This is a genomic window from Larkinella sp., from assembly GCF_965227735.1.
GTDB lineage: Bacteria > Bacteroidota > Bacteroidia > Cytophagales > Spirosomataceae > Larkinella.
The window spans coordinates 1897208-1916845 of sequence record NZ_OZ245776.1 but is presented as its reverse complement, the minus strand read 5'-3'; the positions used below and the strand labels follow the sequence as shown (position 1 = coordinate 1916845).

Below are 19638 nucleotides of genomic sequence, written 5' to 3'. Positions count from 1 at the left end.
CGTAATGATTCAATGCACTGCGTACTGCATGATGGTTTCCTGTGTCGCTTCCGCTTTGGTCAGTAAAGCGGTCTGTTTTCCTTTCGACAGCACCAGAATCCGGTCACTCAGGCCCAGAATTTCGGGTAATTCGGACGAAATCATGATCACGGCGATGCCGTCGGAAACCAACCGGTTGATGAGTTTATAAATTTCAAACTTGGCCCCCACATCGATTCCGCGTGTCGGTTCATCCAGAATAACGAGATCCGGTGACGCCAGCAATACCTTTCCAATCACAACTTTCTGCTGGTTTCCACCACTCAGAAACGTCACTTTCTGATCGGCCCCGGCGGTTTTGATCCGCAGGTCGGCGATCATTTGGGCCGCCGTTGCCGTCTCGCTTTTGTCCTGAATAAACAGGCCTTTGGCGTGGTTCGGCAGACTCGCCAGCGTCATGTTGTGCTTCACCGACATGCCGGGAATGAACCCCAGTTTTTTCCGATCTTCGCTAACATAGCCAATGCCGGATCGAATGGCATCCTGTGGAGTCTTGATAATAAGTTGTTTTCCTTTCAAATACAGTTCACCGCTGTCAACGGGGTCCAGTCCAAAAATGGCGCGGGCAATTTCGGTGCGGCCGGCGCCCATCAAACCGGCGATGCCCAGCACCTCTCCGGCGTGAACGGCAAACGTAATGTCGGAAAACTTTCCGGCCCGGCTGAGGTTTTTAACTGACAGAATTTCAGTGCCTTTCTGCGTGGCCGAATCCGGAAACAGGCTGTCAATTTCCCGGCCCACCATCAGCTTGATCAGCGCAGGCGTGTCCAGTTCGGCGGCCGGTTTGGTGTCGATGTATTTGCCATCCCGTAAAACCGTAATGGTATCGGCGATGTCAAATATTTCGTCCATTTTGTGGGAAATGTAAATAATGGCGACGCCCTTTTTCTTCAAATCCCGGATGATGCCGAAGAGCGTGGCTACTTCTTTGTCGGACAGCGCGGAGGTCGGCTCGTCCATGATAATTACTTTGGCGTCGTTGGAAATGGCTTTGGCGATTTCCACCATTTGCATTTCGGCAACGCTCAGGTATTTCATGGGGGTCGTGGGCGAAATCGTGACGCCCATCTGCTCCAGCAGAATACCCGCTTTTTGATTCAGTTTTTTCTCGTCGATCCAGCTAAAGAAACCCCGGTTCGACTCCCGCCCCAGAAAGATGTTCTGGGCAACGGTCAGTTCCGGAACGATCAGGATTTCCTGGTGAATCATCGAGATTCCTTTTTTCAGAATCTCGTTTACATTACTGTCCTTTAAGGCATTCCCTTCAAAGATAATTTCCCCGGAATCGGGCGTGTGAAGCCCGATCAGAATTTTCATGAAGGTGGATTTTCCGGCCCCATTTTCGCCCATCAGCGCATGAACCTCGCCCTTGCGCAGGTTCAACTGCACCTGGTTCAGCGCTTTGACGCCCGAAAAGGTTTTGGTCAACCCGCGTACGGTGAGAATGTAATCGGGATTCATAACGAACAGCCCACGGTTTAAACCGTGGGAATGAGGGATAAATAATGGCTAAATCAAAACCGTTTTAACGGTTTTCCGGTATGATTCGGAAACCGTTAAAACGGTTTGGTTTGTACGGTATGATTCGGGGATTGGTCCCCCGGTTAAAACCGGGGGCTACAATATTGAGTCATCCCTACGGGATTTGAGGTCTATCTCGTTCATGTCATCCCGGTTAAAACCGGAGGCTACAAGATGATCTATCCCTCCGGGATTATCAAATTTACAATCCCGGAGGGATGAATCATCTTGTAGCGGTGGGTTTTAACCCGCCGAAAAAGCAGGGATCGAATGTGACAAGTCCCGTAGGGACGATCCATCGAATTATTTCTCCGTCCATTCAACGCCGGTATCCTGCCAGCTCCGCGATTTGGCGGAGTTGATAACGGCTTCGCACACTTTCTGGGTTTCCAGCGCGTCTTTGAACGTCGGTGAGCAAGGCTCGCCGGTTTCCAGGCTTTTCAGGAAATCGGCCACCTGGTGCACAAAACCGTGTTCGTAGCCAATGCCCAGACCCGGCACCCACCACTTGTCCATGTAGGGTTGGTCGCCGTCCGTGACGTGGATGGAACGCCAGCCGCGCACAATCGACTCGTCGGAGTGATCGAAGTATTCCAGGCGGTTCAGGTCGTGCAGATCCCAGCGGATCGACGCGTGTTCACCGTTGATTTCCAGGGTATACAGCGCCTTATGACCACGGGCGTAGCGGGTCGATTCAAACAAGCCCAGCGAACCGTTTTCGAAATGGCAATGGAAAATACAGGCGTCGTCGATGCCGACGGGTTGCACTTTCCCGGTCAGGGCGTGCATCCGTTCTTTCACAAACGTCTCGGTCACTGCCGACACATCCGTGATGCCACCGTTGATCCACATGGCCGTGTCGATGCAGTGAGCCAGCAAGTCACCCGTTACCCCCGAACCGGCGGCTTCCAGATCCATGCGCCAGGTGCCGGTGCCGCCCTGCGGAACGTCGGCATTGATGGTCCAGTCCTGCAAGAAGTTGGCGCGGTAGTGGAAAATCCGACCCAGTTTCCCGGAAGCCACAATCTGTTTCGCCAGCGAAACGGCGGGCAGACGGCGGTAATTATACCAAACCGTGTTGGCAACGCCGGCTTTGTCAACGGCTTCCACCATTTGCTCACCTTCGGCCAGATTGCGGGAGAGCGGTTTTTCGCAGAGAATCATTTTGCCCGCGGCAGCCGCAGCAATGGCGATTTCGGCGTGGGTATCGTTCGGCGTACAGATGTCCACCGCGTCGATGTCATCCCGGGCGATCAGGGCTTTCCAGTCCGTTTCGATGGATTCGTAACCCCACTGATCGGCGAAAGCCTGTACTTTTTCGGCGTTGCGTGAGCAAACCGCCTTCAAAACCGGCGTGTATTCCAGTTCCGGAAAAAAATTGGGTACGCGATTATAACCATTGGAGTGCGTCCGGCCCATGAAACCGGTCCCGATCAATCCAATTCTGAGTTCTTTTTTCGTTGCCATTGTTAAGGTAAGGTTTTCGGTTTACGGTTTTTGGTTTACGGTTGGCTGACGCACGCGAATACGAATGCGTCAGCCAACCGTAAACCGAAAACTGAAAACCGTATACAGTTATTCACTCCACCCGTGTTGATTACGGACTTTGATCAAAGCCGCGAGGATGTCGTTCCAGGTCTGTTGTTTATACATAACCTCATTCGGGAACATGCAACCATCCCAGCAGATGTGTTTGAAGGCCTTGGTCAGGTTACCGTTTTCGTCGCGCAGCCAGTACCCGGCATCTTTGGCAATGTCGAGCTTGCCGTTCGGGTCGGTGGCCAGGCAGTGACGACCGGTTTTGTCGTGTGAGCCGGTTCCATGAACGGTTCCGTCGTTTTGCGCGACGTGGAAGTCGATGGTCCAGGGGCGCAGGGCGGCAGTCATTTTTTTCAGTCCTTCTTCCAGTGCCGCGCGGTCATTCCAGTCGAAGTCGGCGGGCAAAATACGGTCTTCGGGGCTGTTGTAGCCGAGCATATACAGCAGTGTGTGCGACATGTCCGCCTGGAAACCCATGTTCGGACGATCTACGGCAACCAGCGTATCAACCATCGCTTTCCAACTGTGCATCCCGCCCCAGCAGATTTCGCCTTCGGCGGCCAGTTTTTCGCCATATTCAGCCGCTACATCGCAGGCTTCGCGGAACGTTTCGGCAATCTGTTTGGTGCTCCCCGCCGGGTCTTTTGCCCAGGTTTCGGGCGAGCTGGCCGAGTCGATCCGAATGACGCCATAAGTCCGAATGCCGATTTCTTTCAGGTATTGACCGTACTGACAGGCTTTGCGGACCATGTCGATAAAAACCGCCCGGTCTTCCTTGCTGCCCAACACCGGACCACCCCAGATCGGGGCCACCAGCGAACCGATCACCAAACCGTGGGCGGCAACTTTATCGGCTAATTTTTTAGCTCCTTCTTTGGGATCGTTAATGTCAATACTGGGGTCGAAAAGGCCGACATCGACGCCGTCGAACTTCACCCCGTCCACTTCGGCAGCCGCCGTTAGTTCCAGCATGGTATCGATCGGAATCAGGGGTTCAGAGTCAGGGCCTTTTCCTACCACACCCGGCCAGGTGGCGTTGTGGAGTTTAGGATAATTATTCGTGCTCATGGAGGGTATATGGTTTAAGGTTTTTATGCGGTTTACGGTTTACGGTTTTCCGTTTGCGGTTTTCGGTTAGCTGACGCATCTTATAAAGACGCGGCCAGCAGCGTGCGTCAGCCACCGAAAACTGTATACCGAAAACCGTAAACTTATAGAACCAGATCAGGATTCGCCGGGCCGAAGTGTTTCAGCATGACGATGGGGTCGGTGGACGACGGGTTGACAATCGTAACGCCTTCGACAGCCGCTTTTTCGCTGATGAAAAATTCGTCGTTGGTCAATTGGCCGTAGCGGATCAGGGCCGGGGTTTCGATGTCCCAAACGCCCATTTTGCCGTGTCCCTGCATCACGATAATCCCGTAAGCCGCGCTGTCTTTGATGGTCACGGTTTGGCCCGGCAATACCGTCAATTCCTTGGCACTGAACGCATCGGATTTGTAGCAAACCCAGACTTCGCGGTAGCCTTCGGCTTCCATTTCGGCGGTATCTTTCACCGGCAATGGAACCATGTACCGGTTGGCCATCATCTGCGGATCGACGTTCAAATCCCAGTCGATGGCTTCCATCAGTTGGTCGTAGTCGCCGATGCGGTCTTTTGGCGTGCCGTTCCAGAGCAGTTCTTCCGGAATAATGGCTTCGTTGACCAGCGACTGGTACATCGCGAAAACGTCCGACGCTTTCTGCGGTTCGTAGGTACACAAACTGCCCGGTGCGTGGAGCAGTCCGGGCGGAACATCCCAGCCGGTTCCCGGTTCGAGCCGGTAGGCCATCGAATAATTCGTGATTTTATTATCGCCTTTGGTGAAGTTTTGCAGGCATTCCTTGATCTGCTCCTTGCTGGTGCCGGGGGCAATACCGATGAATGTATACGGAAAATCACCGCCGTGGTTGTTCAGTTGCGGGGGAAAATAATAGGCCTCCGGTTTGCCCAACTGCCCGATCAGCGCAGCCTGCTCGTCGTTGTGGTGGAGGTGGTGGGGGAGTGGCCCCATGTTATCGAAAAACTTGGAATACATCGGCCACGCACCGTATTCGTTCCACAGCCGGTCGCCAATCAGCTCGCCTTTCAGCTCATCGATGGCATCTTTCAGCAGGATTTTCTCTTCGGTGGTTCCGTCCGAATACACCACCTGGCTCAAGCCTTCGTTTTCGCCGGTCAGCGGGCCATTTTTGGCGGGGGTTGTCGAGGACAGCCAGCGTTCGTCGATGCCACCGCGTTCTCCGCCCAGCACGTAATAATCATCGGGATGCAACTTGATCCGGCGGCCGGGTACGCAGAAGGAGCGGGGCACCCAGGTTGGAGCCAGCCGCAGAATGCCTTGTCCCTGTTCTAATGCTTTTTGAGCTACACTCACTTTTTCGGTTGTTTCCATGAAAGGGTCACTTTTTAATCTACCTAAACTTATTTTCCTAAAAAACGTGTGATGGTGTCCTGTTCGGTCAAAATGGCCAGTTCGACTTCATACTGGCGGCTTTCGCCCGGTGCCAGAAAGAGCAGTTCATTCAATTCCCGGGCTTTGGCCTGTCCCATGGGTGCGTGGGTGCCCGGTTCGATGCCCGTTACGTATTCGCCCGCGCCCCAGTGTTGCCAGTTGGTCAGCCAGGGCAACTGCGCCTTTTGAAACCGCATCGACAGGGCAAAACCGAGTTGGGCGTTGTAGAGCCCGGCGGTACACCAGCCGTCGGCATCCGGCGTGGGGTCGATGATGGCGACTTCCTCACCAAAACCGCTGTGGTCATCCAGTGGAGCCGGGCATTTTTTGAAGTCGTTTCCGGCTACGAAAATTTTGTATTCCTGATCCGGGTGGCGGGGTTGCCACGGCCCCTGCCACACCAGTTCCGTTCCTTCGTCGACCAGCGGCCAGCCGAAATTGAAATGGTACAGCAGCATGTGCGGAGCCGGGGTGTTGGCCCGGTTGATCACCTCGTCGTGAATCCGGATCGTCGGCTGGCCGAGCGTGCCCGAAATCGTGCGCCGGAGTTCCAGGCTGGGGCCAAAAACCCGCGTCTGCCGGATGATGCCCGTGATGCTCATATCCAGCTTCCCCAGGGCGGGGTCGGGCTGGATGATGGAGACGATTTCGGCGGGAATGTTGCTGATTTCACCGTGGAGACCGCGTTCACCGTAGGCATCCGATTCGGGGCCGCCCACGTGCGTCAGTCCGCAGGTGGTGAGCAGTCCGCCGTTGAACGTCCGGAGCCAGTCGATGCCTTTGTCCGAAAACGGCTGCGGGGGAGTGATCCCGGAATGACTCAGCCAGGCCAAACCGTGCTGGTTGTAAAACGCATCGGCGATGTCCATTGCCCGGTCGATCACCACTTTGTAACGGAGTCCGGTGCCGGTATTGATCCAGGCAATTCGGGTGCCTCGTCCGGCCCCGTTATCGAGCACGGCGGTTTCGATGCCTCCCCATTGGGCCGGATGAGAAAGTTTTTTATGCCAGTTTGGTGATGTCAAAACTACGTATCGTTTACGGTTTACAGTTTACGGTTTACGGTGGGCTGACGCATGCTTTTCTCTCGCGTCAGCCCACCGTAAACCGTAAACCGTAAACCGAATACCATAAAAAATCTACAACTGCTTCAGCATCAGGTTGCGGTATTGCACCTTCATGGGGGGGCCGACGTGTACCTGGACACCCAGGTGTCCTTTGGCGGCTCCGTTGACGGTGTCTTCGTCCGTCACTTCGCTCATCAAAACCCCGTTGACGTAATGCTGCAGCTTATTTCCTTTCACAATCAGGTGAAACGTGTTCCAGTCTTCCTTCTTGATTAAAGTCTTCAGGGAGTCGGAACTACCCAGTGAACCGGTTACAGTCAGGCCATTCCAGGCATTTTTGCTAACATTGGACCGGATTCCTTCCGGCGTTGCGGGGCCGGTGTACGGCTTGATGGTCGTTTTCTGGCCGCGATACGCCAGCGTCGTCCGTTTGCGTTCTTCGTAATTCTGACCGGTGTAGCGGTTGGCGCCGTCGATGTCGGCCTGATAGCCCCGGAGGGCAAATGGAATGTCGGTCAGTTGCTCGCTACGGTAATTAATGCCGGAGTTGCCGCTTTCGGTGATGTTGAACTCGCCTTTCAGTTCAAAATCCGCCGGTTGGCCACCTTTCCAGATGATAAAGGAGTTGGTTTTCAGGAGCGTGGTTGGCGTAATTTCACCCACCAGATTGCCATTTTCGACTTTCCAGTAAACCGGGTCGCCATCCCAGCCTTTCAGGGATTTTCCGTCGAATATTTTAACGAAACCCTCTTTCTTTTCTTTCTTCGTTTGCCCTACGCAGCCGGTGGTTAAACCGCCGGTTAGGACGGCCGCCAGGAGAAATCCGACTGGAAGTAATTTATACTTTGCTTTTTTCAACATCGCATTTTCAATTTTTACACTTGAACGAACAACGCCCCTCGATCCTGAGGCTTCAGGATCGAGGGGCGTTTATTTACTTATCACCTTTTGCGGCTCCGGTTCCGCCTTTGTAGACGGGGTTTTCAGGATTGCCACCGGCTTTCAGATACGCCATCAGGTCTTTCAGTTCCTCGGGGTTCAGGCTGTTGATCAGACCCGGTAACATGACCGATTCGGTAGAATACTTGGTGGAAGTTACATCTTTCTTCAGAATCTTCCGGGTTTGATCCGGGGCAAACGGATTCTGCGAAATGGTGTAGCTTGTCTTGTCTTCCGAAAGCTGCCGACCCAATACCGACTGTCCGTTTTTCAGGTAATAGATCGTGGACGCATACTGATCGGAAACGGCCTTGTTCGGGTTGATGATCGCTTCCAGCATGTCCTTGTTTGAAAACCGGGTGCCGAGTTGCGTCAAATCCGGGCCAATGTCACCGCCCGAACCCTGAATCGAATGGCAACGGCTGCACAGAACGGCACCGTAGATTTTTTTGCCTTCTTCGAAATTCCGTCCCGTTAATTCCGTTCCGACAGCCGCAACGGCGTCGTCGAGCTGCCAGCGACGGCCCGGCCCTTTCGGAGCGTAGCCCATTGCCAGATCATTCCCGTTCGTCGTCAGCAAGTCCGCTCCCGACATTTTGTTGTATTTCTCGAACTGATCTTTGGGAACGTGTGCCAGCGCCAGTTTCCGGGCCCGGTCGATAAAGCCTACATAGCTGCGACCGCCCTGGTATTTGAAGGCATTGCCAAACCAGGTGAAATACTTGTTCCGCAGTTCAGGTGTCCAGCCGGTTTCCTGGCGGCTCAACATAACGGCGTAATAGGTCTGTTGCAGCGGTGGCACTTTTTCCAGCATTTTGGCAATATCCAGTCCGTATTGCGGATTGCGCAAAATGAGATCCGAAGAAGCCGTCGCAGGGGTCAGGTTGAGGTCGGCCATACCGGGCTCGTCTTTTTTGTCCATCAACGCCAGTGTTTTGGCAACCACGCCCGGCGCTTCCAGGTAGATCAATACCTTACTCAAACCCCGGTTCATCAAGGCGGTTTTGGCCGGATAATGAGGATTCAGGTATGCAATCACTTTGGCTTTGTCGGCGTCGGTTGGCGCACCCATGCGCAGGAAAATCAATTCAAAAGCCCGCAGAACGTCAAATTGCTGCGACTCCGGAAGCTGTGCAAAATTGATCTTCAACAAGGTATTGATGGCTCCGCTTTTGGCGGATTCGCTGCCTTGCCGGGCCAGGGCAACAATGGCCTGCGTGGCCCGTTGCGGGTTGGTTTCGCTCAGTGCCTTGTCCTGCCATTGGGCTACGGGCTGGTGTTCAACCGCAATCCGGGCCGCGTAACGAACAAAACGGTCGGGGTGGCTCAGGTGGGGCCAGGCGGCTGCCAGTGCTGCCGGGTTGGGCTCCAGGTGGTATTGTTCCAGACTGGTCCGGAGTTTATGCTCAGCCGTAACGGTTGGTGTCAGGGGAGTGGTCGAAGTGGATTCAGAACCGTTGTAATAAACCCGGTACAGATCGGACTCCAGCCGGCGACCGCCCACCAGAAAATACATGGCACCGTCGGGGCCAATCGAGCCATCCGTGAGCGGAAGTGGTGAACCCGAGATAAATTCTTCCCGTTCGCCTTCGTAGGTTGCACCTTTCGGTTTCAGATGGATGGAATAGATGATCCCAAAGCTCCAGTCGAAGGCATACAGGGACTGGCGGTATTTTTGGGGAAACTTCGCATTTGCGCCGTAGAATACGTTGGTCGGCGAGCCCTGACCAATGTTCAGCAAGGGCGGTAAGTTGTCCGGATTGCCGGGTAACCATTTGCTATTTCCGGTGCGCCAGCCAAATTCGGCCCCACTGGGAATGTGGCAGATCCGGGTCGGGCGGTACCAGGGCGTGCCAAAATCCCACTCCATGTCCGAATCGTACGTAAACATATCGCCGTTTTCGTTGAATGCCACATCAAACTCGTTCCGGAAACCGGCGCCAAGCAGTTCCCAGCGCTTGCCTTCGGGGTCGGTTGTGGCAACCCAGCCGCCGGGCGCCATCCGGTCATTGGCGTGGCCGCGTGGGTCCTTGATGAGCGGAAACAGGTTGTCTTCTTTCCAGTTGGAGGGAAGCCGGTACGCATCCATCGGGGGTACGTCGGTGTGGTTACCCGCCACCACGATCAGCGATTTTTTATCGGGAGACAACACGATGCTGTGCGGACCGTGTTCGCCTTCCCCTTTCAATTCCCGGAGTAAGGTTATCTTGTCGTATTGATCGTCGTTGTCGGTATCCTGCAGGCGGTATAAACCGCTGGACTTGGGAAACCGGGGATTCGACCGGTTGTTTACCATAACATAGAGGCTATTGAACGCATACAGCAGCCCCTGCGCGTAACCCATTCCTAATGTATCCTTGCCAACGCTGAGTTTTTCGACAGTTGGTTTGGTCGAACCGGAACCGATTGCCGGAATTTTAAGCCGGAAAAGTCCCCCATATTGATCGGAAGTGATCATACGCCCTTTGTCGTCGAATGTCATCGAAACCCAGGACCCCTGGTTATTTTCGGAAGGGCTGTACAAATGTTCTGCCTTGAAACCGGGCAGTAGTTTTAGTTTGTCGACCTTCGGACTTTCGGCCCCCTGCCGGTTTGTTTCCGGGTAGTTTAAACCGACCCACGAAGCGCCCACCAGAGCAAGTGCCGAGACCGATAGCATTAACTTGACCGATCTGTACGTAGAAAACATAAGTAATTAGGGTTTATACAGTAAAAAATGCTTGTCGACCCGGACGTCGGGCAAAGCCGTTGAGTAGGGTATCCGTTCTGCGAGATGGTTCGATTCTACACGTATACTTCTAAATTGGAAAAATGGGCCTTGCGGCTCCGGATTATTTCGGGTTTGGCGTTGATCGTATTCTCCGGTGGCTAAACCGTGGTGTAATAAGGTAAAAGAAAAGCCTTCTTACTGATTGAATAAAAAAGAAAGCACCAACAACATTCAGGTCAGGCCTACTATGAACTATTCTGCCGGTTTCAAAAGCGAAACCGGCAGAATAACCACGCTTAAAAATGCGGAGTCAAAGCCGCTTCAACGGCCGGAAGGGGATAGTAATCGTCCAAAACCGTGAAGGCATTTGGCGGAGGAACAGCCCCTTTCGGAAAATAATAATCCAGCGGATTGGCTTTCACCCGGGCGCCATACGCACCGATGATTTCTTTGACCCGGCCCGTCCGGACCAGATCGAACCAGCGTTTGTTTTCAAAAGCCAGTTCGACCCGGCGTTCCTTGAAAATAGCTTCCCGCATGGCCGTCTGGTTGGCGGCTGTGGTTGCGGGTAGCCCCGCCCGCGTCCGGATCTGGTTCAGGAAGGGAGCTGCTTCGGCGGTTTTTCCCTGTTCGTTCAGCACTTCGGCCATAAAAAGAATCACTTCAGCATACCGGTAAACGGGCCAGTTCTGGCCGGTGTTGTTGTGAACCGAATGCGTTTTTGCGTATTTTTTGATGTACGGATACACCTTGTTTTCGCGGGCACTCTGGCTCAGCGTGACATAACCGATGGAAAGATCCTTCCGTTTGTCGCCGGTTTCGTAAGCCGCGATGAGGTCGGGGGTCGGAATGTTGTTGTTTTCACCCGAAATTGCCTGCGGATTCGAGGTGCCGGTTATCGGAGCCAACTCGGCAATCGTAATGGGTGCGGGAATAAAGCGGTAAATGTGGTTTCCATTGAAACCCGCAGCCCCTTCCATGTACTGTACTTCGAAGATCGACTCCGCGTTATTTTTGTTGGCGGTGGTCGTAGAAACGGTGTTGGCATAGTCCGGTACGAGGGCGTAGCCACCGTTGGCCATGACATCCTTCAGCACGGTTTCGGCTTGTGCCCATTTCTTCTGAACGATGTAAAGGTTGGCCAGAACCGTCTTGGCTGCTCCGGAAGTGGCCCGGCCGGCTTCCTGAGTGGCTTTGCCCGGTAGCAGACTGCCGGCTTCCGTCGCATCTTTTTCCACCTGGGCGTAGAGCTGGTCAGTCGTAGCCAGGGGCAGGGCGGCTTCTTCGCGGTTCGTGACCGGCGTTAAATGCAGCGGCACTTTCCCAAACAGGCGGGCCAGTTCAAAATACGCATATGATCTCAGAAACAGCGCCTGTCCTTTCAGATTGCTTTTAACGGCAGCATCGAATTCCACGCCATCGATCAGGGCCAGAATCTGGTTGGTGCGGGCAACGATCTGAAAATAAAGCCGGTAAATCACCAGGACGTTATCGTTGGCGGTCACGCCATTGGCCGTAGGGATGGCAAAGTCGGCCACGTTTTCAGTATTGTCCACCGCGCCAAACAGGATGTTCCGGGCGTAGTAGGTATTGTCGGAGTGCATTTCTTCCAACACCCAGGCCCGTTCGTTGTTGATTTGCCGCAGCGGCACATAGGCGGCATTGACAGCCTGCTGAAAATCGGCCTGTGATTTGAAGAAGGTGGCCGAACTCAGACTGGTTTCGGGAACGACCGATAGAAAATCGTCCTGGCAGCCCGTCGATAGAAGCCCCAGAAGACCAAAGAGTATGATTGTTTTTTTCATTCCGGTAAAGGAGATAAAGATGGTCGAAAGTTGATCTGAATTTTGTCTGTTAAAAATTCAGGTTAACACCCAGCGTATAGGTACGCGGAACCGGGTAGTTCGAGAGATCGACACCCTGGCTGAGGTTTCCGCCATCGCCGTTGCCATCCCCCTGCGCACTGGTTTCCGGGTTTGGTCCACCCCAGTATTTCGTAAAGACATACACCTGCTGAACGGAAGCATAGATCCGGGCGGATTTGAAAAATTTATTGACCGCGCCCATGTTGTAGCCCAGCGTGATGTTCTTGATCGTGAAGAACGAGGCATCGGCCAGGAAGTGTGAGCTGTTCCAGTCCCGTTCGATACCGGTGTAATTTCCCCCGTTGTTGGTGGCACCGAACATCCCGCTTCCTTCCGTGATCACGGTCGTTGCCACGCCCTGACCAGCGGCATTCGTCACATTTTTAACCCGGAAACGGTCTTTCACGCCCGCTACCATGTTGAAAACGCCGTCCAGGTTGGCCGTGCTGTAGAGGTGACGAATCCAGAGCTGATTGCCATAGGAGCCGGAGCCAACGATCGCCAGATCCCAGTTGCCGTAGGTCAGGTTGTTGACAATGCCGTAGGTGAATTTCGGGAACGGCGTGCCGATGATGGTCCGGTCGTCGGCATCACCACCGTAGGTGATGACCCCATCGCCATTGACGTCTTTCATCTTGATGGTCCCGATGGCCGAGCGGCCCGGAATGATCGGCGAATTGGCGAGTTCTTCGGCACTCCGGTAAAATCCTTCTTTTTGCAGTCCGTAGAACTGGCCGAAGGGCTGTCCAACCTGCGTGATGTGGAAGGTTCCATAGACCCGGTCGATGCCCGGAGCCAGTTGCAGCACTTTGTTGCGGTTAAACGAAATGTTGGCGTTGGTCGTCCATTTCAGTTTGCCTTCGGTATTGCGGGTGTTCAGCGCAAATTCGTGACCCCAGAATTTAATCTCACCAATGTTGTCAAAGAAGTTCCCGAAACCGGCTTCCTGCGGAATCTGAACGCTGTACAGCAGGTTGGTGGTGTTCTTCTGATAATAGTCATAGGTAAACTGAATCCGGTCGTTGAACAGGCCCAGGTCCAGCCCTAAATCCAGCTGCTTGGTGGTTTCCCAGCCCAGATTCGCATTGGCCAGCGACGTAACGACGGCGCCGGTAGCAACGGTATTGCCGAAGACAGCGTTGACCGTGTTGTTGACCAGCGCATACTGGGTGTAGTTACCGATGTTGTTGTTCCCGATGACCCCATAGCTGGCCCGCAGTTTGGCAAACGAAATCTGTGGGGTGCTTTTCAGGAAATCTTCATCTGAAATGACCCACCCCGCCGAAACGGATGGGAACGTACCCCAGCGGTTGTTTGCCCCGAATCGCGAAGAACCATCGCGACGGATCGAAGCCGTAAACAGGTATTTCCCTTTGTAGTTGTAGTTCAACCGCGACAGCAGCGAGGTGAGCGTCCATTCATTGATCCCGTTCTGGGTGCCGCCCCGGTTGATGTTGAGTGCGCCCTGGATGGTTGGCAGCCGGTCATCCGCGTAGGTGTCGGCCTGAATCCGGGAGAATTCCTGACGGTAGCGTTGATTGGTAAAACCACCCAGCACCTCGAAGTTATGATCGCCGAACGCGCGTGAATACGTCGCGGTGTTTTCGTTCAGCCAGCCGATGTTTTCCAGGCTTTGCCGGATCGAAACCGCCGTGGTCGGAATCGGTACGTTGATGGCGCTGGTGGCCGTCGAGGGGTTGAAGAAGAAGAACTTGTTGTTTTCAAACTCGATGTTAATGGTCGATTTCAGATTCAACCCTTTGATCGGGCTGTACTGAACATACGCATTGCTGAGCAACTTGGTCTGTTTGGTTTCGTTGACCAGCTCTTCTGCAGCGCGCACCCAGTTCGGGTAGGCAAAGATGTTCCCCGTGCTGCCCGGAAACTGGTTGAACTTGGTCAGGTTGCCGTCGGCATCCCGAATGGGCATTACCGGCCAGGTGTGCAGGGCGTTGAACAGAATCCCGGTTCCGCGGTCACCGTCGGTGCGGGGCGTGTTGTCAAAAACGTACTGCGGAGCGATGTTGAACCCGACGCGCACTTTCTGGGAGATGTCGTAATCCGTATTCATCCGCAGCGAATACCGCAGGTACTTGTTATTCAGAACGACCCCTTCCTGGTTGAAAATCCCACCCACAATGGCGGTTCTGGATTTTTCCGTGTTGGACGTAATTGTCAGGTTATAACTCTGCATGGGTGCGGTCCGCAGCAAGGCACCATACCAGTCGTTGTCTTTGCCTTCATATTGCGACGGGTTCTGGAATTCAACCGGAACAGGCTGGTTCATGTCTTCGTAGAATTCCTTCTTGAACTGCGCGAATTCAACGGCGTTCAGCATTTTGATCCGACCCCGTTCCGGCACCTGCTGCACGCCGGCGAAAGCGTTGAAACTGATGTTGGTCTGGCCGACCTTTCCGCGTTTGGTCGTGATCAGCACCACGCCGTTGGCTGCCCGCGAACCGTAGAGCGAAGTCGATGACGCGTCTTTCAGAACGGAAATATCTTCAATTTCATCCGGGTTGATGGCGCCAATGCTCCCGGTAATCGGAAAACCGTCGACCACATACAGGGGTTCGCTACCGGCCGAAACTGACAATTGGCCCCGAATCCGAACCGACATGCCCTGGCCCGGTTTACCGGTGGCCTGGTTGATCTGAACCCCTGCCAGACGACCCTGCAATTTTTGGGTGATCTGCGAAACCGGAATATCTTTCAATTCTTTGGCCGTTACCGTCTGAACAGCACCGGTTACTTCTTTCTTCAACTGGCTACCGTAGCCCACGACAACGACTTCCGACAGCGTCTGGTCGTCCGGAACCAGTTTGATCGTCAGGCTGGTCTGGCTTCCGACGGTGATTTCCTGTTTCAGATACCCCACCGAGCTGAACACCAGAACGGCTCTTTCGTTGGGTATTGAGATTTTGAACCGGCCTTCGGCATCGGTGGTCGTTCCGGAGCTGGAACCTTTTACCACGACGTTGACACCCGGCAAACCGGTGCCGGCTTCATCGGTTACCGTACCGGTAACATCGGCCAGAAGAACTTCCCGGTTTATCGGCGACCGGCTTTCCGGGCCCTTCTTGTTGTCATCGGAATTGGCCCAGGCAGGCGTGGTGAATAAGCTGGCAAACAGGCACGGTACCAGGAGCTGTTTTGCATAGCGTTGGGAGTTGCCCAATGAGGTAATGCGTTTTTTCATAATAGAGATGTTGGAAGGTTTAGGGATCTCGAAGTCCCAGGGTTCAAAAAAGACACTCTTTTCAAGCATCGATCCGGTTGCTAAAAACACGACGGTTCAGCATCATAGTGTTTTGATAACGGGTTTTGATTAACACATGGTTGTAGCTGGTTAAATGTACAGTTCAGGTTACAGGGATGGTATTGTTTAAGATTATTAAAGCAAGTGGAAAAAATACTACGATCCAATTAATTGAATGAGCAAATTCCAAGTATTTATAAAATTAGTTCAATTAACAAAAAGACAGGCCAATGACTATCCTTTACTCTACTGTTTTGAGTAAAAAAGCCTGTTTTTTTAGGTAGAGGAGTTTTTTACGCGAATCCCGAAGTCTCAGGATTCGCGTAAAATGACGCCGTGTATCAGGCGAGCAACTCCATAACGGCTTTCCCTTTTCCGTCAGGTGTCGTGTAGAACGGTCTTTTTTCGATTTCGTACTGGGTATCCGGGGCAACGCCCAGGGCATGGTAGATGGTCTGGTGAATACCATCGATTTTGACCGGATTCTCGATGCTTTTGCAGGGCCGTTCATCGGCGGTTTTTCCGTATACAAACCCTTTTTTGATGCCGCCACCGAACATGAGCACGGAAGCTCCGTCGGTAAAATGGCGGTGCATCCCGTAGAATTTCATGTCGGAGAGAATGTCCGGCTGATTGACCTGCTCTTTCACTTTTTCGCCGGGGCGGCCTTCTACCATCATGTCGCGGCTGAACTCGCTGGCCAGAATCACCATCGTCCGGTCCAGATGCCCGGTTTTGTCCAGATCCTTGATGAGTTGCGCAATGGGGCCGTCGATCAGCTTTTTCATGTCGGCCATCCGGGTGTGGCCGTTTTCGTGCGTATCGAACCCTTTAAACGGTTCGTATTCAGTGGTTACGCTGATAAACCGGGCACCTTGTTCTGTCAGCCGACGCGCCAGCAAACAACCCAGCCCAAACTTGCCGGTATTGTAAATGTCATAACTTTCCTTCGGCTCGGTGCTGAGGTCGAACGCCTTGGCTTCCGGTGAATTCAGCAGCATATACGCCTGTTCCATCGACCGTTTGAGCGATTCTTTCTGGTAATCGCTGCCAAATTCCCCAATCGGGCTGTTGCTCACCAGGTCGTTGTAAAGCTGGTTGCGACGCTCGAACCGGCTGGCGTTCATGCCTACCGGTGGCCGGACGCTTTCCAGTCCCTGACTGGGGTCGGGAATGAAGAAGGGACCAAATTCATTTCCCAGAAAACCGGCGGTATGAAACGCCTTCAGTTCTTCCGCTTCGCCCACCGTAAACCGCTGGCCGATGTCGATGAAGGCCGGAATCACCGGGTTTTTAGGCCCCAGTTCCTTGGCAATCCAGGAGCCGATGTGCGGAGCTGCCACGGTTTGGGGCGGTTCATAGCAGGTGTGCCAGTGGTACTGGTGACGCGAGTGCAGAATGTGTCCCAGGTCGGCCGAGACATACGAGCGAATCAGCGTCCCTTTGTCCATCACCTGGCCGATGGATTGAAGTCCTTCCGAGAAATGAATGCCGTCCAAAACCGTAGGAACCGATTTGAACGTGCTCAGCACCCTGTTGCCCTCCATGTCTTTTTCGTAAGGCGTGTAGCGCTTCGGGTCGAAGGTTTCGGTATGGGCCATGCCACCGGCCATCCAAAGCAGGATAACCGTGTCGGCGGTTCCGTCGGTCTGGCCGATTTTCTTGGTTTTACAGCCTGACAGGAGGCTTGCCATGGGAGCGCCTGCCGCCAGAGCCGCCATCGTAGCAGCACTGGCGCGTTGCAGAAATTCCCGTCTGTTCCAACTGTTCTTCATGGTGTTCTATTTTAAAATCTGTTAAGTCGCCAAGACTTAACAGGTTTCGTGGTTTTTAATTGATCAACTGAAATTCAGGGTGTAAGCTAATGGCCCAGACCAAGTCCTGAATGCCTTCGATACTTGGGGTTTTACCCACAATTTTCTCGGCAACGGCCAGTTCCTTCGGTTGCGGTTCGCGCCCCAGGGCGTTTCGATACAGTTCTTTGACGATCAGGTCCGACGACGGATATTTGGCTTTCCAGATTTGCGCGCCTTTTTTCAACGCGTCGTTGAACTTGGCCCCATTGGTCAGCTCAAGTGCCTGGAGCAGGTTGGCCTGCGAGGTCCGGCTGGTGCTGACGGTTTCGCGGTTGGGGCGTCCCAAAGCCGTCAGGAAAGGGTCGTTTTTCACCAATGACGCCCGCGGGAAGGGGATTTCCTGCTTGATGGTTTCCGGTAAAAGTTTGGTAGCCAGCGAAGAATCCCCGTAAACAGGATTGAAGGCAATGCTGACGGCATCGGCAAACTGCTCGGCCGACAGCCGACGGCGCACCATGCCTTCAAACACGAAGGTCGGCGCTGTGAGCAGGGCCGGATCTTTCACGCTGATGGACGGCAACTGGTAGGTTTTCGAGGTCAGAATGGTGGTCATCAACCGCTTGATGTCGTAGTTGTTGGCCGCAAAATCAGACGCCAGCCAGTCCAGCAAATCCTGACTCCAGGGTTCGTTGTCCATCATATCGACCGGCTCGACCAGACCGCGACCCATCAACTGCGCCCAAATCCGGTTCACGAGCGTCCGGTAGAGCCGACCGTCTTTCGGTTGCACCATAAACTCGGCCAGTTCGCGGAGCCGCTGCTCGGTAGGGGCTTTTCCGTTGATGGTTCCCAGTTCTTTGAACAAAATGCCCGTGCCGGCCATTTTGCCCGTTGGTTTGTCGCAGCGGTGAATTTCCAGGGTGGTGTCGGAGAAAACGTTGGCGAAGGCATAGGCGTCGGCCAGTTTCCAGTCGCTGATGAAGCTGTCGTGGCACGAAGCGCACTTCAGGTTCAGGCCCAGCAACACCTGCGACACGTTCTGAGCCGCCTGCATTTCGGTGCTCTGGCTCGAATTGATCGTTCCCCGCCATTTGATGCCTTTGATAAATCCGGCTGATTCTTCGGTCGGGCTGATCAGTTCGCGCACAAACTGGTTATACGGTTTATTCGTTTTGAGGGAATTGTAGAGCCACTTCGTAATGTCGAAGCGTCCTTTGGTGATGTAACCGGTTCCGGAGTAGTCATTGCGCAGCGCATCATTCCAGAACGTGAGCCAGTGCTGGGCGTAGTCTTCGTTGCGGTTCAGCAGCTCGGTCACCAGAATTTCCCGCTTGTTCGGTCGGGTATCCGCCGTAAAGGAGGCAATTTTATCGGGTGTCGGCAATAAACCAACCACATCCAGATATACCCGGCGCAGGTAGGTGCGGTCGTCGACGACGGTTTTCCAGGCTACTTTGTTTTTCTGGAAGTAGACATTGACAAACCGGTCGACCGGGTTGGTCAAATCGCCGGTAGCGGCCGGAATCGCGGGCATCCGGGGTTCCAGAGCCGCCACGCGGTAAATGCTTTTTTCGGCACCGCTGGGCCAGGGCGCACCTTGTTTGATCCAGAATTCGAGGATCGCTATTTCTTTGTCGGTCAGTCGCTTGCCTTTGGTCGGCATGGCGTCGTCGTGTCCCGCCGGGAGCTTGACCCGCCTGATCATGTCGCTGTCTTCGGGATGACCGGCCTTCAGAATAACGCCGTTTTCGCCCCCTTTGAAGAGCAATTCTTTCTTATCCAGCCGCAGTTCTCCTTTGGTTTTGGTCGCACTGTGGCAACTGTAGCAATTGTGGGCGAGAATTGACCGGACTTCCAGGTTCAGGTCCTCGATCTGCTTGTCATTGAGGGGTTGATTGGTATTGCTGATGAAGGCCAGATTCGAATCTGTAGTTGAAGGTGCTTTTGAGTCCTTACCAAAAGGCAGAACGCTGGTCAAATAGTCTTCGCCGTGGGTCAGCAAGGCACCATAATGGCCGGCGATGGTGACGCCGAAAACCGTCAGAAACAGCAGGCTCCGGTACAACCCCAGCCGTCCCGAACGAAGCGCAAAACCGGTAACAAGGGCCAGGGCCATGGTCGTAAGCCCCGACCACTGGTGAACGGTGACGGTATCTCCGCCGTATTCTTCCTGGTTGATCAAAATGAGCCCAAATACCGCGGCCACTACCGAACTGATGGCACCGATCCAGACCAGTGCCGTAATGCCGGCCCGCATGTCGTTGGATTTGCGGGACCAGCCAATGATTTCCAGCAACAGGGCGACGCAGAGCAAACCGACCGGAAAGTGGACGATCAGCGGATGCAAACGACCCAGAAACTGCCAAAGCCAAAAGGATTCTGTCAAAATGGTCACTTTGTAAAAGGGA

Annotated in this window: 11 protein-coding genes; all 11 read right to left on the bottom strand. The window is 53.9% G+C overall.

Annotated features, from left to right (window positions below; genetic code table 11):
• Window positions 1-9: 9 nt before the first annotated feature.
• Window positions 10-1500, bottom strand: a complete 1491-nt coding sequence (locus ACO064_RS07320; RefSeq protein ID WP_421826737.1) for a sugar ABC transporter ATP-binding protein — start codon at window positions 1498-1500, stop codon at window positions 10-12.
• A gap of 363 nt (window positions 1501-1863) precedes the next feature.
• The gene (locus ACO064_RS07315; RefSeq protein WP_421826736.1) at window positions 1864-3027 is read right to left on the bottom strand and encodes a Gfo/Idh/MocA family protein; all 1164 of its coding nucleotides are present in this window, start codon (window positions 3025-3027) and stop codon (window positions 1864-1866) included.
• A gap of 108 nt (window positions 3028-3135) precedes the next feature.
• A complete protein-coding gene (locus tag ACO064_RS07310) occupies window positions 3136-4167 on the bottom strand; it encodes a sugar phosphate isomerase/epimerase family protein (protein ID WP_421826735.1) in 1032 nt (343 codons plus the stop codon).
• 143 nt (window positions 4168-4310) lie between these two features.
• A complete protein-coding gene (locus tag ACO064_RS07305) occupies window positions 4311-5534 on the bottom strand; it encodes a class I mannose-6-phosphate isomerase (RefSeq protein ID WP_421826734.1) in 1224 nt (407 codons plus the stop codon).
• Between the two features lie 29 nt (window positions 5535-5563).
• Entirely contained in the window at window positions 5564-6619 is a 1056-nt protein-coding gene (locus ACO064_RS07300) for an aldose 1-epimerase family protein (RefSeq protein ID WP_421826733.1), read from the bottom strand.
• A 114-nt stretch (window positions 6620-6733) separates the two neighbouring features.
• The gene (locus ACO064_RS07295) at window positions 6734-7522 is read right to left on the bottom strand and encodes a 3-keto-disaccharide hydrolase (protein ID WP_421826732.1); all 789 of its coding nucleotides are present in this window, start codon (window positions 7520-7522) and stop codon (window positions 6734-6736) included.
• Window positions 7523-7595: 73 nt separating this feature from the next.
• Window positions 7596-10289, bottom strand: coding sequence for a c-type cytochrome (locus tag ACO064_RS07290; RefSeq protein ID WP_421826731.1), 2694 nt, complete (start codon window positions 10287-10289; stop codon window positions 7596-7598).
• A gap of 317 nt (window positions 10290-10606) precedes the next feature.
• The gene (locus ACO064_RS07285) at window positions 10607-12115 is read right to left on the bottom strand and encodes a RagB/SusD family nutrient uptake outer membrane protein (RefSeq protein WP_421826730.1); all 1509 of its coding nucleotides are present in this window, start codon (window positions 12113-12115) and stop codon (window positions 10607-10609) included.
• A gap of 49 nt (window positions 12116-12164) precedes the next feature.
• Window positions 12165-15374, bottom strand: coding sequence for a SusC/RagA family TonB-linked outer membrane protein (locus ACO064_RS07280; protein ID WP_421826729.1), 3210 nt, complete (start codon window positions 15372-15374; stop codon window positions 12165-12167).
• A 401-nt stretch (window positions 15375-15775) separates the two neighbouring features.
• Window positions 15776-17209, bottom strand: a complete 1434-nt coding sequence (locus tag ACO064_RS07275) for a DUF1501 domain-containing protein (RefSeq protein ID WP_421826728.1) — start codon at window positions 17207-17209, stop codon at window positions 15776-15778.
• Between the two features lie 55 nt (window positions 17210-17264).
• Complete coding sequence (locus ACO064_RS07270) at window positions 17265-19625, bottom strand: DUF1549 domain-containing protein (protein ID WP_421826727.1); 2361 nt, start codon at window positions 19623-19625, stop codon at window positions 17265-17267.
• Window positions 19626-19638 lie beyond the last annotated feature (13 nt).